This is a genomic window from Segatella copri, from assembly GCF_019127135.1.
GTDB lineage: Bacteria > Bacteroidota > Bacteroidia > Bacteroidales > Bacteroidaceae > Prevotella.
On the sequence record NZ_JAHOEA010000012.1, the window covers coordinates 62,068 to 78,132 of the forward strand.

The 16,065-nt window shown below is 47.9% G+C and carries 12 protein-coding genes and 1 pseudogene; 2 read left to right on the forward strand and 11 right to left on the reverse strand.

The window, feature by feature from the left end; translation table 11 throughout:
* Window positions 1-88: 88 nt before the first annotated feature.
* The 4 genes and pseudogenes from KSW37_RS05155 to KSW37_RS05170 all read right to left on the reverse strand — a co-directional run.
* A complete protein-coding gene (locus tag KSW37_RS05155; RefSeq protein ID WP_217313504.1) occupies window positions 89-988 on the reverse strand; it encodes an MlaD family protein in 900 nt (299 codons plus the stop codon).
* Window positions 989-1,038: 50 nt separating this feature from the next.
* Window positions 1,039-2,361: an N-acetylmuramoyl-L-alanine amidase family protein gene (locus tag KSW37_RS05160; RefSeq protein ID WP_217313503.1), complete on the reverse strand. Its 1,323-nt coding sequence runs from the start codon at window positions 2,359-2,361 to the stop codon at window positions 1,039-1,041.
* A 55-nt stretch (window positions 2,362-2,416) separates the two neighbouring features.
* Entirely contained in the window at window positions 2,417-2,794 is a 378-nt protein-coding gene (folB, locus tag KSW37_RS05165) for a dihydroneopterin aldolase (protein ID WP_217313502.1), read from the reverse strand.
* A gap of 66 nt (window positions 2,795-2,860) precedes the next feature.
* Window positions 2,861-3,319: pseudogene (locus KSW37_RS05170) on the reverse strand (adenosylcobalamin-dependent ribonucleoside-diphosphate reductase); the annotation flags it as partial.
* A gap of 368 nt (window positions 3,320-3,687) precedes the next feature.
* Between KSW37_RS05170 and KSW37_RS05175 the strand changes: the two are divergent.
* A complete protein-coding gene (locus KSW37_RS05175) occupies window positions 3,688-4,431 on the forward strand; it encodes a nitroreductase family protein (RefSeq protein ID WP_217313501.1) in 744 nt (247 codons plus the stop codon).
* A gap of 69 nt (window positions 4,432-4,500) precedes the next feature.
* Here the strand turns inward: KSW37_RS05175 and KSW37_RS05180 are convergent, their stop codons facing one another.
* The 6 genes from KSW37_RS05180 to KSW37_RS05205 all read right to left on the reverse strand — a co-directional run bounded on the left by KSW37_RS05180 (window position 4,501) and on the right by KSW37_RS05205 (window position 14,805).
* A complete protein-coding gene (locus KSW37_RS05180; RefSeq protein WP_217313500.1) occupies window positions 4,501-5,964 on the reverse strand; it encodes an MFS transporter in 1,464 nt (487 codons plus the stop codon).
* Window positions 5,965-6,073: 109 nt separating this feature from the next.
* Window positions 6,074-7,039, reverse strand: coding sequence for a 5-dehydro-4-deoxy-D-glucuronate isomerase (kduI, locus tag KSW37_RS05185; RefSeq protein ID WP_217313499.1), 966 nt, complete (start codon window positions 7,037-7,039; stop codon window positions 6,074-6,076).
* A 126-nt stretch (window positions 7,040-7,165) separates the two neighbouring features.
* Entirely contained in the window at window positions 7,166-8,521 is a 1,356-nt protein-coding gene (locus tag KSW37_RS05190; protein WP_117695507.1) for a PTS galactitol transporter subunit IIC, read from the reverse strand.
* Between the two features lie 273 nt (window positions 8,522-8,794).
* Window positions 8,795-11,272: a bifunctional UDP-N-acetylmuramoyl-tripeptide:D-alanyl-D-alanine ligase/alanine racemase gene (locus KSW37_RS05195; RefSeq protein ID WP_217313498.1), complete on the reverse strand. Its 2,478-nt coding sequence runs from the start codon at window positions 11,270-11,272 to the stop codon at window positions 8,795-8,797.
* Between the two features lie 52 nt (window positions 11,273-11,324).
* Window positions 11,325-12,146: a GSCFA domain-containing protein gene (locus KSW37_RS05200; protein WP_217313539.1), complete on the reverse strand. Its 822-nt coding sequence runs from the start codon at window positions 12,144-12,146 to the stop codon at window positions 11,325-11,327.
* A gap of 169 nt (window positions 12,147-12,315) precedes the next feature.
* Window positions 12,316-14,805 carry a YfhO family protein gene (locus tag KSW37_RS05205; RefSeq protein ID WP_217313497.1) on the reverse strand — a complete coding sequence of 830 codons (2,490 nt, stop codon included), beginning with the start codon at window positions 14,803-14,805 and terminating at the stop codon, window positions 12,316-12,318.
* Window positions 14,806-15,045: 240 nt separating this feature from the next.
* On the opposite strand from KSW37_RS05205, the gene KSW37_RS05210 reads away from it, so the two are divergent.
* Window positions 15,046-15,723 (forward strand): outer membrane beta-barrel protein, encoded by a 678-nt coding sequence (locus tag KSW37_RS05210; protein ID WP_254368553.1) that lies wholly within the window; start codon window positions 15,046-15,048, stop codon window positions 15,721-15,723.
* A 6-nt stretch (window positions 15,724-15,729) separates the two neighbouring features.
* Here the strand turns inward: KSW37_RS05210 and KSW37_RS05215 are convergent, their stop codons facing one another.
* Window positions 15,730-15,963: a BRO family protein gene (locus KSW37_RS05215; protein ID WP_367397546.1), complete on the reverse strand. Its 234-nt coding sequence runs from the start codon at window positions 15,961-15,963 to the stop codon at window positions 15,730-15,732.
* Between the last annotated feature and the right edge of the window lie 102 nt (window positions 15,964-16,065).

A 16,065-nucleotide genomic window follows, 5' to 3' on the forward strand; every position in this document is an offset into this window, starting at 1 on the left:
GCTAACAAACAAACAGTTTGCGAGTCAGTTCGGGGCGTGAAACATTCTAAATCTTATTTAGACTAAATTTATTTAGCTTTGACTCTTCTTACTTGTCTTTTCTACCGAAAACAGAGAAATGGACATAGCGTTTCGGATGTGCCTTCAAGTCGATAACCAGAGAGTCGGCATGACTCATGGTTGACGTCAGATTGTCGTACAGCTTGGTATCGTTCATCAGCAATCCGAGGCTTCCCTGGTTGCTGTTCAGCTTCTCAGTAAACTGATGAGCACTCTCCAATGTCTGGTTCACCCTGTTCAATGTACCCTGCACATCGAGACTGGCCAAATTAGCTGTCAGACGGTTGGTATTATCCAGCACGCCATTCGCCTTTCTAACCATACCCGGAACCTGCTTGTTGAGACCCGCCATCAGCGTATTCAACTCACGTGTAGAAACGGTGAGGTTGCTTGTGATGGTTTCCACATTATGCAGCGAAGCAGCCAGAGCCGGATCAGCCAGAAGCGCATTCACACTGGTAAGGATAGAATCCAACTTAGGCAACATCTTTTCCACTACCGGAATCAGGTTGGCAGCCTTATCCATCATGCCTCCGTTTACAGCACCCGGAATAACACCACCCGGTTCTACTCTTTCGCGGGGATTGTTTGCCAGAAGCAGATTCACCTGCAGGTTACCCATCAGGTCTTTTACTATCTCGGCTTTACTGCCCTGCGGGATTCTCAAATCCTTGTTAATATCCACCTTTACTTTGATAGGACCATTCTCCTTGTAATCGTATTCCATACCATCCACGGTACCTACCTTATAGCCATCCGCATAAATAGGCGTAGAGGCACCCAGTCCCTGGATGTCATCAAACGTCATATAGTAGGCGTTGTTGGTAGAGAACAGATTCATGCCTTTCAGAAAATTGATTCCGAAATACATAACCAAAATACCGACAATAGCTACAAGAGCTATCTTGATTTCTTTTGTTAGCTTCATATTTATCTCTTTATATATTCGTGCTTATATCTTATCCTTACTCAGGTCAATCAGCGGTTTCTGTTCTGCTTGAACTCACGTATTGCCTGATTCACATCATATTTCTTTCCATTCTTGAAAGCTATGATGAAAGCTTCCGGGAACTTCTCGGCAAGCGTCTTGCGCAAACGGTAAATCTCATTATAATTGGTAGAGGCTCCCATCGTATATTTCACCATATTGCCTTCCTGATAACTGTCGTAACCGGTTTCGCCCTTGAAATGGGCATCGCCCTTGCGGAGCATGCGGTTGCTGACAAATATCTGAAGCTTGAAGACAGGCGCATCAGCTACATGGGCTTTCTGCTGTGCCGGCTTGTTCTGAGCTACAGTTCTGTTCTGCTGGTTCTGTCTGCTCTGCTGATCCTGTTTATCCTGCTGGTTCTGTCTTCTGTTCTGCTGAACCGTTCTGGCCTTTTCCGCTCTGGTTTCCACATGCTTCACCATTCTTCTCGGAGCAGTATCCGCCTCCTCTGCACGGCGCTCATCCTGCTCCCGCTTCGTATCAGAAACAATCTTGGCAACCGACACCGATTCGGTATCTGCAGCACGATAAGGAACTGAGATGGATTTATCGTATTTATTGCGATATTGCGCAAAACCTTCGTAGATGCCTCGGGCGATATCATCCACCCTGCTGGCATCGTTGAGCAGTCTTTCTTCATCAGCAGTAGTGATGAAACCGAGCTCTATCAGACAGCTAGGCATCGAAGTTTCTCTGAGAACCAGGAATCCAGCCTGATGCACGCCCTTATCCGGACGGTTGGCACTGTTGCATACCTTTCGCTGGATATTGCGCGCCAGTTCTACGCTTCTTTCCATATTCTTACCCTGTATGAACTCGAAGATGATGTAGCTCTCAGAAGATCTTGGGTCGAAACCCTGATAGGTCTGCTGATAGCCCTTCTCCATCGAGATAACGGAGTTCTCTCGCATAGCCACATCGAGATTATCCTTGGCACGGTGCATACCGAGCGTATAGGTTTCAAAACCGCGGGCTATCTTACCGGCTGGCAGCGCATTGGTATGTACCGAGATAAACAGGTCGGCATTGGCACGGTTGGCGATGTTGGCACGCTCTTTCAGAGGAATAAAGACATCCGTCTTACGGGTATAGATGACTCTCACATCCGGCATATTGCGCTCAACATATTTGCCAAACTGCAATGCCACAGAGAGATTGATATTCTTTTCTTTGGAAATAGCACCAAGTGCACCCGCATCATGACCGCCATGACCTGGGTCGATAACGAGCGTGAAACGGCGGTTGGCGCCTGTCGCTGTCAGCACCAACATACACAATAGGGTCAATATGAGTGTTATTTTCTTCAACATATCTTTCTGATGATTTTGCAAAATTACTACTTTTGTATCAGAAAACCTAAATCTACTATAAAGTTTTATCATTTGTTAATACAACTTCTACCCCTGCACCGTCACAGTCTGCTCCAAAAGGAGGATTAACTTTGGTAATGGCGAGTTGGATTTCCTGAATAGCCGGGTATTCTGCAAAGAGCCGTTTTCCTATTCTTCCGGCTACATGTTCCAGCAGTTTGCTAGGTATCTCCATCTCCTGTTTCACAAGTTCATAGAGTTCTGCATAGTTGAGGGTTCCAGCCAGATCATCGGTTTCCATGGCTCTGGAGAAATCATAGCTGACATCCAGATTCACCACATAGTCGTTGCCCACCTGGGTCTCCTGTGGCAGAACGCCGTGATATGCATGGAAACGGACATTCTTTAAGTATATCTTACTACGGAAAAGCATAGTTTATATCAGTTTCTATCTTGGGGATTAGGATTCGGAATCGCTATCATCGTAAAGTTTCATCAGGCTACCATCCTTCAGATATCTCTTCAGGGCTGTCACAACACCTTTCTTCCAGGTATTGATGTTATCTGAAGTAAGCTGGAGCTGATAAACGAGTTTGATGACATGTTCAATAGGCATACGGTAGCGCAGCACACCGGAAATCAGTTTGGCATAGTTCCAGTATTCAGGATTAAACTTCTCGCTCAATCCCTCAACCGTAATCTTATAGCCTCGCTTGTTCACAAACTGGAAGTCGTATCGCTTCAATCCTCCATCCAGAATGGTCTTCACGATCTTTCCTTTGCTTACAGATTTAGGCAGCATGATACCCTCGTCCTCATCCTGTAAACCCGTGAAGATTTCGTATGGATGACCGTCGAGCAGTCCTACCAGAGCCACCCATTTCTCCTTATTATTCTGGAATCGCACCACATCGCATTCCAGTTCTCTAGGTCGCACCTCCATTACTTCAGGAGAGAAAACAGGAAGATGAGTTTCCGCAGAAACAACATTGGCTATCTGATCATAGAGTTTATTCCAATCAGCCTGTTCTACCTGATAATTCTGATGAAGTGTAGCCAGATTAGCATTCAATTCATCTATAAGAGCCTTGGAAGCCTCTTCAAAAGTCATATTTTCAGTATATTTCATATTAAACGTTTCATATTTAGGTGCAAAATTAAACTTTTATTTCTAAAATCTGAAACGTTTTGGCATATATTTCACTAAAAAAGCGAAAGAAAGACAACTTTTTGGGAAACTTTCACTAACTTTGCAGCAAAAATAGGGTTCTGAAATGGAACAGAACTCCTATATATAATAAGGTATAATGATAAAATAAAAAAGATATGGAATCGATTAAGAACAGAACAAGCATCAGGAAATATGCAGAGAAGGAAGTTTCTGAAGAACTCCTGAACCGCCTTTTGGAAGAGGCAGAGCGCACCCCGACAATGGGAAACCTGCAGCTTTACAGCGTTGTGGTAACAAGAAGTGAAGAAGGAAAGAAGGCACTGGCACCAGCCCACTTCAACCAGCCGATGGTAACAGAAGCCCCTGTCGTCCTCACCATCTGTGCTGATTATCGCCGCACAACCCTCTGGGCAGAGAACCGCAAGGGAACCCCGGGCTATGACAACATTCTCTCTTTTATGAATGCAGCTACCGATGCCCTTCTCTTCACCCAGACCTTCACCAATCTGGCAGAAGAGGCTGGTTTAGGCACCTGTTTCCTGGGAACTACGGTTTATATGCCAAAGATGATCATCGACACCCTGAAGCTCCCTAAGCTCGTAATGCCAGTAGCCACATTGACCATCGGCTGGCCGGCAGAGCATCCAGCCCTGAGCGACCGTCTCCCTCTGCGCAGCATCATCCACAACGAGCATTTCGAGGATTATACCCCTGAGAAGATTGACGACTTCTATGCAGAAAAGGAAGCTCTTGAAGAGAACAAGGAGTTCGTCCGCATCAACAACGTAGAGACCCTAGCCCAGGTTTTCACCGACATCCGCTATACCAAGAAGGATTGCGAGGCGATGAGCGTTGGATTTATCGAAGCCCTCAAACAGCAAGGATTTATTAAAAGGTAAAAGGGTAAAAAAGTAAAAAGGTACTTTTTTACCTTTTTACTTTTTTACCCTTTTAAAAGTGCTTTTTCTTTATTCTACAACGATTGGCTTGTACTTAGGAACCAATGCCTTCATGATGCACCAGCCTACGAGGTAAGCAACACTACAGATGCAGAATACAATCATGTAGGCACCTGGCTTGCCATCGAAGCCCATGAAGCTGAAGGCTGAACCCTGACCCTCTGCATAGGTGAAGAGCATACCGGAGCCCTTGTTGATCAGGAAGGAACCGATACCACCTGCCATCGCACCAATACCGGTGATGGTAGCTACAGTTGACTTAGGGAACATATCACCGATGGTAGAATAGAGGTTAGCTGACCAAGCCTGATGACCTGCACCAAGCAAACCGATGATGATAGCTGGCCACCATGCACTGTACTCACCCATAGGCTGGGCTATCAGACCGAGCAATGGGAAGCAAGCGAAAATCAACATTGCACGCATTCTACCGATATATGGATTCATACCCTTCTTGTCTACAAAGTAGGTTGGCAAGTAACCACCACCAATACTCAATACAGTTACAATAGCATAGAGAGTGAAGATGAGGGCGATACCCATACCTGAATCTGAAGAATAACCATACTGGTCAGAGAAATAAGCTGGTGCCCAGAAGAGGAAGAACCACCAAACACCATCAGTCATCAACTTACCTACGATGAATGACCAGGTCTGACGGTAGCTGAAGCACTTCAGGAAACCGATAGTTTTCTCCTCAGCGGCAGTTTCTGTCTCTTTCTCAGCCTCAACCTTATCGAGGTTTTCATCCTGCTCAATATAAGTAAGCTCAGCCTTGTTTACATGCTTGCTGTTAGATGGTTTGTCATAGAGCCATACCCAGAGGCCCATCCATACATAACCGAGCACACCGATGATGATGAAAGCCCACTCCCAGCCCATGCTGCGAGCCAACAATGGAATGGTAGCTGGAGCTGCCAAAGCACCTACAGAAGCACCACTGTTGAAGATAGCGGTAGAGAAAGCACGGTCTTTCTTAGGGAAATACTCTGCTGTTACCTTGATGGCTGCAGGGAAGTTACCTGCCTCACCCACAGCAAGAATCAAACGGCAAGAGAGGAACAGCCATACACTGATTGTAGCAATCGCTACGGCTGCATCACTACCAGCCTGTACCATGCGGAGCGCCTCGATAGAATCATATCCTTCCATCTGCATGGCTACCCAACCGCAACCGGCGTGCATCACAGCACCTGTTGACCATACGAAGATAGCGATGAGATAACCTTTCTTGGTGCCCATCCAGTCAACGAACTTACCTGCGAAGAGGTTAGCGATGGCATAGAAGATTGAGAAAAGACCGGTGATGGTACCATAGTGATCATCTGTCCAGTGGAATTCTGGAGCAATGAAGTCTTTCCATGTTAAAGAGAGAACCTGACGGTCCATGTAATTGACTGTGGTTGCGATGAAGAGCAGCGCACAGATTACCCAACGGAAGTTGGACATTTTGCTTGTTGTAATAGGACTCATTTTGCAAAAAGTTTTTAAGCGTTATACTTATTTTTATTTTAGATTACTATTTAGACGGCAAATCCTGGCTCATGTCATCATAAGCCAGGTTGCCTTTTATCTTTTTTCTTTATTCCAATGTAGGAATCTTCACTACCTGCATATCGTTGTAGATCAGATTCTCACCTGCCATACCCCAGATAAAGGTATAGTTGCTGGTACCTGCTGCACAGTGGATAGACCACTCTGGAGAAATCACAGCCTGCTCGTTGTTCAACCAGATAGGACGTGTCTCCTGTGGCTCACCCATTACGTGAAGAATCTTCTGACCTTCTGGTACATTATAATATAGGTAAGTCTCCATACGGCGGAGGTGAGTATGAGCTGGCATGGTGTTCCATACAGAACCCTCCTTCAACTCAGTAACACCCATCTGCAACTGGCAGGTACGAACACCGGCTACACCGTCGATAATCAACTGGTGGATTACGCGGTCGTTGCTCTCCTTCAGGCTACCAGCCTTGATGTTGTTGGCATCTTTCAGGGTAACCTTCTTGGTAGGATATGTCTGATGAGCACAAGCGCTGTTCATATAGAACTTAGCTGGCTTAGCTGCATCCTTGCTGCTTACCTCGATGCTCTTGGCACCACGACCTACGTAGAGAGCCTCCTGGAAACCGAGTGTATACTTCTTGCCGTCAACGGTTACAGTACCCTCGCCACCGATGTTGATGATACCCAACTCGCGGTTGTCGAGCAGATTCTTCTGATCGTTTGGCTTGTCTGTATAGAGAGGAGCGATAGAAGTCAGCTTCAGAGGAGCGGCTGTTGGCTCAGCACCACCGATGAGGAAGCGGTCGAACAGGGTGTATGTCCAGTTTACCTCGCCTGGAGCAAACACCTTCTCGATAGCGAACTCACCGCGAAGACGGTCTGTTGTATAGTGCTTTGCATCCATCGGATTGCTAGCATAACGAACGTTGTAGTTAGTGTAGGCATTTTCTGCCTTCACTTCATAACCACATTTTCCACACTGGCCAAAAGCCTGACTTGCTGTTAATACCATTGCTGCTAATATTAATGTTAATTTCTTCATTGTTATCTTGTTTATTATTGATATTTTATCTTTAGGGGACCAGCGATAGAATCGCTGGGAACGGGGGGGGTGCAAAGAGGGAGGAAGGGGTTAAGGTTCTTTTTACCTTTTTACCCTTTTACCTTTTTACTTTTTTTCCTCCTTCACGATGCGCTGACGGTTGATAACCATCATGGCTACTGTGATGACTGCGAGAACACCCATACCTACGTATGAAAGCTTCACACCGCGATAGATAACCCATCCGAAGAGAGAGGATGCGAAATCGAGTGCACCGCCTGAGAATCCGTCAGGGATATGAGCGGCATTATCGCCTGTAGCTGCATAAACCTGGTTGGCTGCCAGCGTAAAGTCTGGTGCCATATCGGTAACGAAGTAGAGACCGATGACGAGGGTTACCAGACCGATGATAAGCGTCTTCACCACATTACCTCTTGTAAACGGCAGAATCATTGGGAAGAGGTAGAACATACCTGCCAACGAAGCCAAAGGCAAGAACTGGTTGCCTGGCAGGAAGACTGCGATAGCAAGGATAACCGGAATCAGAATCACAGATGCTACCAGGGTAGTAGGATGACCGATAACCAGGGCAGGACTCATACCGATATGAACCTTCTTGCCGTTAAACTTGGTCTTCACCAACTCCTGTGTCTTCTCAGAGATAGGCTTCAAGCCATCGATAAACAGGGCTGTAATACGGGGAATTAGCTCCATCACAGCACCCATCGTTACACCTAGGAAGAGTATCTTCTTGATATCGAGCTGGGCTGCCCAACCTATCAGGGCACCTACGATAACGCCGAGTACCAGTGGCTCGCCGAGCACACCGAACTTCTTCTTCAGTCCCTCTGCATCGATATCGAGCTTAGAGAAGCCCGGAATCATATCGAAGAGCTTGTTGAAGACGATAGCGAATGGCATGAAACTCTGGCAGAATGGCTGCGGAATTGAGATACCATCCAAATCATAATATTTCTGGAATCTGTCGGCTGTCAGGTCTGCACAAACCAGCGTATTGATGTAGCAGACGATAGCTGCGAAATAGCCCCAGAGCAAACTCTGACCCATCACGAAGTAAGCCACCGCACCGATAAAGGCGAAGTGCCAGTAGTTCCAGAGGTCGATATTTACGGTACGTGTTGTCTTGGTAATCAACATCAGGAAGTTGACACCCAGACATATTGGGATAATCAAAGCTCCCACTGCCGTATTGTAAGCTACAGCTGCAGCTGCAGGCCATCCCATGTCAAAAACGTTTAACTGTAGGTGGTAGATGTCTGAAATAGCCTTCAATGGGTCGTTGAAGTTGGTAGTCAGCAATGCTGTTACCACGCCCAAGCCTACGAAACCCACGCCTACGAAGAGTCCCGACTTCAGAGCCTTTCCGAATTTCATGCCAATACACAGACCGATGACCGTGAAGATGATAGGCATCATCACGCTCGCACCGAGACTGATAATATAGCTAAATACTTGTTCCATTTTAATTTTTTGAATTGTTTAATTGTTAGAAAATACTCGACAAGGAGCACCCTCTTTTGTCTTTAGATGATTTGTTGTGTGCAAAGATACACTTTTTTCTTCAATTACAATACGTTTTGAAGGAAAAATTTACGCAAAAAAAATCCTATCAGAACATTTTCTGATAGGATTTCTCTATTTTTATACGTTTTTGCACGATTTTTTGCCCCAACGGAGTCCATTCTTCACTCTTCGTTCTTCACTCTTCACTTTTCCCTTTTCCCTCTTCACTTCCTAGTCCTGGAAGTAAACTCTCTTCACACGGTTACTGATGGTGGTCAGCACCTCGTAAGGGATGGTCTCGAGGATATCGCTCAGTGTCTGGACAGGCAGATGCTCGCCGAAGATTTCTACCGGATCTCCTTCCTTGCAAGCGATGTCGGTCACGTCTATCATAGCCACATCCATACAGATGTTGCCCACATATTCTGCCTTCTGGCCGTTCACCAGACAGTAGGCATGACGGTTGCCCAGACGGCGGTTCAGTCCGTCAGCATATCCGATAGGGATGGCTGCGATGACGCTGTCTCTGTCGAGAATTGTCTTGCGGCTGTAGCCCACACTGTCACCTGCCTTCACGTTGTGCATCTGCAGAATGGTTGTCTTCAGGGTGCTCACGCAGTTGATGGTCTTGTTGTTGCGCGAATTGATGCCATAGAGTCCGAGTCCCAGACGACACATATCCAGCTGGCGCTCCGGGAAGTGCTCGATACCTGCCGAATTGCAGATATGGCGCAAAATCTTATGGTCGAAGGCTGCCTGCAACTGCTTGCTGCCCTTGTCGAAGAGTTCAAACTGATGAGCTGAGAAATCATCGAAGCTGTCGTCATCGCTGCCCACGAAGTGAGAGAACACAGAACGTGGGATGATGGCATTCTGGTGCTTCAGCTTGCCGATGAGTTCCTCCATATCGTTCTCCGGGTCGAAGCCCATGCGGTGCATGCCGGTATCCAGCTTGATATGGACAGGGAAACCGGTTACGCCCTCTTTCTCGGCTGCCTTGATGAGCGCATCGAGCAGACGGAAAGAGTAAACCTCAGGCTCCAGGTCGTAATCGAACATGGTCTTGAAAGCGGTCATCTCCGGATTCATGATCATGATGTTGCTGGTGATGCCGTTCTTGCGCAGCGTAACACCCTCATCGGCTACAGCCACAGCCAGATAGTCTACACGATGATCCTGCAGAGTCTTGGCTATCTCCACGGCACCTGCACCGTAGCCGTCTGCCTTGATCATGCATACCAGCTTGGTTTCCGGCTTCATAAACGCACGGTAGTAGTTCAGATTGGCTACCACAGCGTTCAGATTCACCTCCAGCGTAGTCTCGTGTACCTTCTGTACCAGCAGTTCGGTGAGCTGGTCAAAGCCAAACTGACGGGCGCCCTTCAGCAGAATCACCTCATCGCGCAGGGAAGCAAACACCTCGCTGGCGATGAATTCCTCTACATTCGGGAAGAAGAACTTCTCTGAAATCTGAATCTCATCGTGCTGCTTGCAGAGCTCAGGACCGATACCGATGAACTTTACTACGCCACGCTTGCGGGCTAAATCGCTCACCTCTTTATATAAAGCCTCCGGTTCCTGACCGCTCTGGTAGATGTCGCTCAATATCAGTGTATGGCGACGGCCGCGATGGTCTGGACGGCGGTTCATGAAGTCGAGAGCGATATCGAGCGAGTTGATATCACTGTTGTAGCTGTCGTTGATCAGCGTACATCCGTGCTGTCCTACCTTCACCTCCAGTCTCATTGCCACAGGTTCGAGCTGTGCCATGCGCTTGTCGATATCTTCAGCCGAAAGACCGAGTTTCGATGCCACGACGGCAGAGATGATGGCATTCTGTACAGATGCATCGTCGATGAACGGGATAGAGAAGCTGTCTTCCTCACCTTTATATATATAGGTAATCACGCTCACGTTCTGCTGCTTCTCGATGTTCTTCACATAGAAAGGAGCCTCCGGGTTCTTGAGCGACCAGAAGAGTTTCTCGCCCTTATAGTCGGGATATTCGGCTATCACCTTGTTGATAACCTCGTCATCGCCATCATAGATTACGGTCTCTGCGTCATGGAAGAGGATGAGTTTCTCCCGGCATTTCTCCTCCATGGAAGAGAAGTTCTCCTGATGCGCAGCACCCAGATTGGTCAGTACGGCGATGGTTGGCTGGATGATGTCACGCAGGGCAAGCATCTCGCCAGGCATACTGATTCCTGCCTCGAAAACGCCCACCTGGGTCTGCTCGTTCATCAGCCATACCGACAATGGCACACCTATCTGAGAGTTGTAACTGCGCGGACTGCGGGTAACAAACATGCTTGGCGAGAGCAGTTGGTAGAGCCACTCCTTGACCATGGTCTTGCCGTTTGAACCCGTGATGCCTACGATAGGGATGTTAAACTCGTCACGGTGGCGCTCAGCCAGACGCTGGAGAGCCTCAAGCGTGTTTACTACCTTCAGGAAGTTGGCTCCCGGATAATCAGAAGCATAGCCCTTAGGCACATTCGTTACAACAAAGTTTTTCACACCTCTGCGATACAGCTCAGGGATGTAGTTATGACCATCATTGCGCTCCGACTTGAGCGCAAAGAACAGAGTTTCCTCTGGGAAACAAAGTGAACGACTATCGGTCAGGATAAAACCGATGTTGGTATCATTGTCTCCATAGCGACGCGCACCTATCAGTGTGGTTACCTTTTCAATAGTATATGTCATTGTCTTGTTATTTAAATATTCTTTATTTTATAAGAGATGATATTTCTCCATTTTATAAGAGATGATATTTCTCCTCAAATTGTCTTTTTTTCTCTTCCGTCCTGGCGATGAACTTCTGATGTTCCTCGCTCTCGGGATGGAAGGGCTTATGGCCGAGTGCTTCGCGGATAGGCCGCCAGTCTTCCAGAAACTGTTCGGATGCCTTGCCGAAGTAGGTTGCCCGAAACCGCTCCCAGATATATTCCACAGCCTGTTCGCTCGGGTGCAGCATGTCTTCCTTGTAGAAGCGGTAGTCACGGAGTTCATCGTTCATGATCTCGTAAGCCGGGAAATAGCTCACCACCCCCGGATTCTCCTTCACCAGCTTATCGGCTGCCAGCAGGAGCGTAGCCTTCGAAAGCTGACTCCCGTGATAGCCGTATTTCGCATAGCGGATAGGACTTACCGTGATGATTACCTTCAGAGTGCCTTCACTGCCATCAGATGCTGCGGTCTGCGATTTCAGCAGATTGATAGCCTTCTGCAGATAGCCGGCACATTCGTCCACGCTCAGTTCCCGCTCTTCGAAGAGGCGCTGCGGACGCTTCTGGCAGTTGTCCACTATCTCGCCCGTCTCCTTCAGGATATACACATGGTTGGTACCCAGCGTAAAGACTGCCACACGGGGACGCACCTCGGAACATTTCTCTACCGTATGGAGAATGCTTGCCGGATTATACATCACCCCGAAGGGATTCACCGTAGCCCGGAAGCGGTTCTCCACAAACCGCCTACCCAGATTGTCGGCAAAGCAACTGCCCACAAAGAGCATCCGCTCTGCCGCCCTTATCTCGAAGTCGGCCTTCGGAATATCTATTTCTGTTCTAAATCGCATCATCAGAATTTTCAATCTGTTGAACTTTCGCAAGTAAGCTCCACACGCCCTGAAAGGGCAGAAGCTCCTAGCCCAGGGCAACGCCCTGGGTTATTACGGGCGCTAGCCTATCGCCCTGTAAGGGCAAAAGCTTTTAAAAAACTCAGTTTAAGGGGATTTGCAATCCCCGCTACTCTTTTTTGCGCTTTCTCACCTCAACAACTACACCTATTATAATAAGGAGAGCCAGAACGCCATAGCCGATGTAAGCCACGGTCTCGGTATTCTTGAGCGACTGAGGATGGAAATCGAGAACCACTTTGTGGCTGCCAGCCTTCACGTTCAGCGCACGCAAGATATAGTTTACCCTACCCAGCTCAGCCGGCTGTCCGTCTACCGTAGCCGTCCAGCCCGGATAGTAAATCTCAGAGAATACGATTACGCCGCCCTTGTTCGACTTCACCTCGTAAGTCAGGTTGTTCGGCTTATACAGAATCATCTTCACTACCGAAGTATCATCCTGCTTCACGCTCTGCGCCAGCTGTTCCTTGAATTTGGCATCAGCCACAGCCACGTGTCGGAGGTTCACCTTGCCCACGCCATCGATTTCCTCGTTGGCATTGTTCACATACTTCACCTCGTCTACAAACCATGCATTGCCGTAGGCATACGGATTCTGAACCGGAACGGTCTGTCCGCCCTGCAGCGGCATGATGAAGTATTTGGTATTCAGCATGTTCAATACCGGATAGATACTGTCGCCGTTCACCTTGGTCATATCGCCGCCCGCAGCAGCTACAGCCTGCATCGTCTTCTGCATCTCAGGAGCGATGTGAGCATCAATCATCTCTTGGTAGCGACGGAGCTTGGCTGGATGATAACCGCCGATGCTCTTGTGGTAGTAAGAGGTCTCGTTCTCATTGAATGTATTCGATGCCAGATTCAGCACACGGTAGTCGAGTGCCTTGTCACGGCAGATAATCTTGTCGGTCTCGGTCATCTGCTGCGGTGTATCGCGCTGCGCCTTGTCTACGAACATATCATCGTAGAGATAGCGCTTGTTCACCATCCACATATCCACCAGACAGAGCACGGCGATGCCGGCAATCATATATTCCTTGCCCAGCTTCTTCATCTTGAAGAGCATCAGCAGTGCCGAACCGATGAGGATGATCCAGAACGAACGCCAGCAGTCGGATGTGAAGATGCCCTTGCGGATATCCGTCAGATTGCTCATGATTGGAGAGATATACTCCTGAGGCAACTGCTGCAGCGCCTGTGTCTCCTGTACCGATACGAAATCTGGGAAGAATACGCCCGGCATGATGGCAAAGAGCAGACAGAAGCCTGCTGTCAGACCGAAACTGGCATATACATATTTTATCTTCTCTGTCAGAATCTCCGGCTCATCCACAATCTTCTTCAGCGCCATCATCGCCAGGAGCGGGATGGTGAATTCTGCGATAACCAGGATAGATGCCACCGTTCGGAACTTGGCATACATCGGCACATAATCGAGGAAGAAATTGGTAAACGGCATGAAGTTTCTACCCCAGGCGAGCAGGATGCTCAGGATGGTGGCAGCAAGCAGCGCCCACTTCATCGGACCCTTCACGATAAACAGACCGAGAATAAAAAGCATGCAGACGAAGGCGCCTACATATACCGGTCCGCTCGTTCCCGGCTGGTTGCCCCAATACTGTCCCAGCTGCTGGTAAATCTGCACAAAGTTAGGATCAGCCTTCTCCATCGCCTGCTGGTTCTGTGCCAACGGAACAGAAGCACCGCCCTTAGCATCCGGAATCATCAGCGTCCAGGTTTCGTCGATACCGTAGCTCCACTGTGTGATATAGTCTCTATCCAGACCGCTGCTGGTCTGGTTAGTCGCATTTTTCTTTACAAGTTCACTCTTTCCACGCATGGTTTCCTGACCATACTGCCAGGTATGATAAAGGTTCGAGAGGTTGAGCGAGATACCGATGAGGGCACCCACCACGCATACCGCCGTAGCCTTTCCGAAGCGTGCGAGTTCACCTTTTCTGATGGCATCCACCAGGAAGGCAATCACCATAAAGAGGATGATAAAGAGATAGTAATAAGTCATCTGCACGTGGTTTGCCTGCACCTCGAAAGCCGAGAAGATGGCAGTAAGGAGCAGTCCCTTGAGATACTTGCCCCGATAGGCAAGCACCACGCCAGCAATCATCGGCGGCAGATAAGCCAGCGCCCATACCTTCCAGATATGTCCGGCAGCGATGATGATAAAAAAGTAGGACGAGAATGCCCAGATGATACTTCCCAGCGCCGCCAGCGACTGTCTGAAGTCGAAGGCACGCAGCATGATATAGAAGCCCAGAAGGTATACGAAAACATACCATACATAGTCTGGCAACCACAGATGATATGCCTTCACAATCTGGCTGAGCACCTGATTACTGTCATACGAAGGCGACATCTGATAGGTAGGCATACCGCCAAACACCGAGTTCGTCCATCGTGTAGTCTCTCCAGTCTGCTGCTGGAAGAGTTCCTTTTCATGTCCCAGTCCCTTTCCAGCCGCCGCATCATGTCGGAAGAGGATTCGTCCGTCCATATCGGCTGGCATAAAGTAGACGAAGGAGATGATTGCAAATGCAATAACTACCAGAATATCCAGTAGATACTTCTTCAAAAATTTCATATTTCTATATAAACGTTTATAATTTGAAGGCAAAGATAGCACAAATTGGAGACAAAAACAAAAAATATAGCAAAAATTTATATTTTTTTTGTTGAGAAAGTTGTAATAGGTCAGAAATAGGGGTTTCCCCTCTATCATTTAGGGAAACACTCGCTGCCGTTTCGTTTTTTATTCGTACCTTTGCACCGTAAAACAAGTTTCTTCAAACAGAATATATTAATGTATAAAAGAATAAGAATTATGAAAAGACTATCATTCATCATGATGGCATTGCTCCTGGCTCTGATGCCGGCAGCAGCACAGAATTATCGTGACAGCAGATATTATAACAAGCAGACGGGTCATCTCGACTACCGTTTCAACAACAATTATGGCAGTCCGTATTACGGATTCCGCATCGGTCCAGCCTTCACCTTTGTCAATTCCGACGATTCCCGTCTGGATGGTGGCGACTGGCAGACCGGTCTGAATGTGGGCGTAGTAGCCGGCATCCCATTGACCGACAGTGCCCCACTCTATCTCGAGACCGGACTTTCATATATAGAGAAAGGTGGCAAGAAGGATCTTCCTGAAGGCAAGAAGATGACCTACGACCTCAATTATCTTGAGATTCCAGCCGTACTGAAGTACAAGTACGAGGTAGACGACCACTTCTCCATCCAGCCTCAGGTAGGCGGCTATTTTGCCGTTGGTGTAGGAGGCAAGATCAAGAACTTTGCCGAGCGTGAAGCAGAGAGTTCATTCAAGGATGCAAACTTCCGTCGCCTTGATGGTGGTATCCGCATCGGCTGCGGCATCGGCTACGACATGTTCTATGCCGATCTCACCTACGACATCGGTCTTGCCAACATCTGCCACGACAGTTTCGACAAATCCCACAATGGAGCCCTCCAGCTCAATTTCGGAGTTAACTTCTAGGAAACCTCAGCCGTAACCCAGTTTTTTGAACTTCACGGCAGTAGAAAGCTTGGAGCCGAGAACCAAAGCATAGAATCCGCTCTCGTTGACGAAGATCATCTGCTGAGTTCGTACTGTTCGGCTTCCATCTTTACGCAAACGCCCCGAAAGTTTGACGTTGTGTTTCGCAACGTCAAATGTATTAACTAACTGACGCACAGCACATCTTGAAATCTTATACCCCCAGCACATCACAGACATCCTTTGCACAGAACTGCGGTTCTCCTTTTTTTAAAAAACTACCCATGCACCTTAAAACAGGGGGCATGGGTAAGACCATCCGTATTCAGTATTCAGTTATTC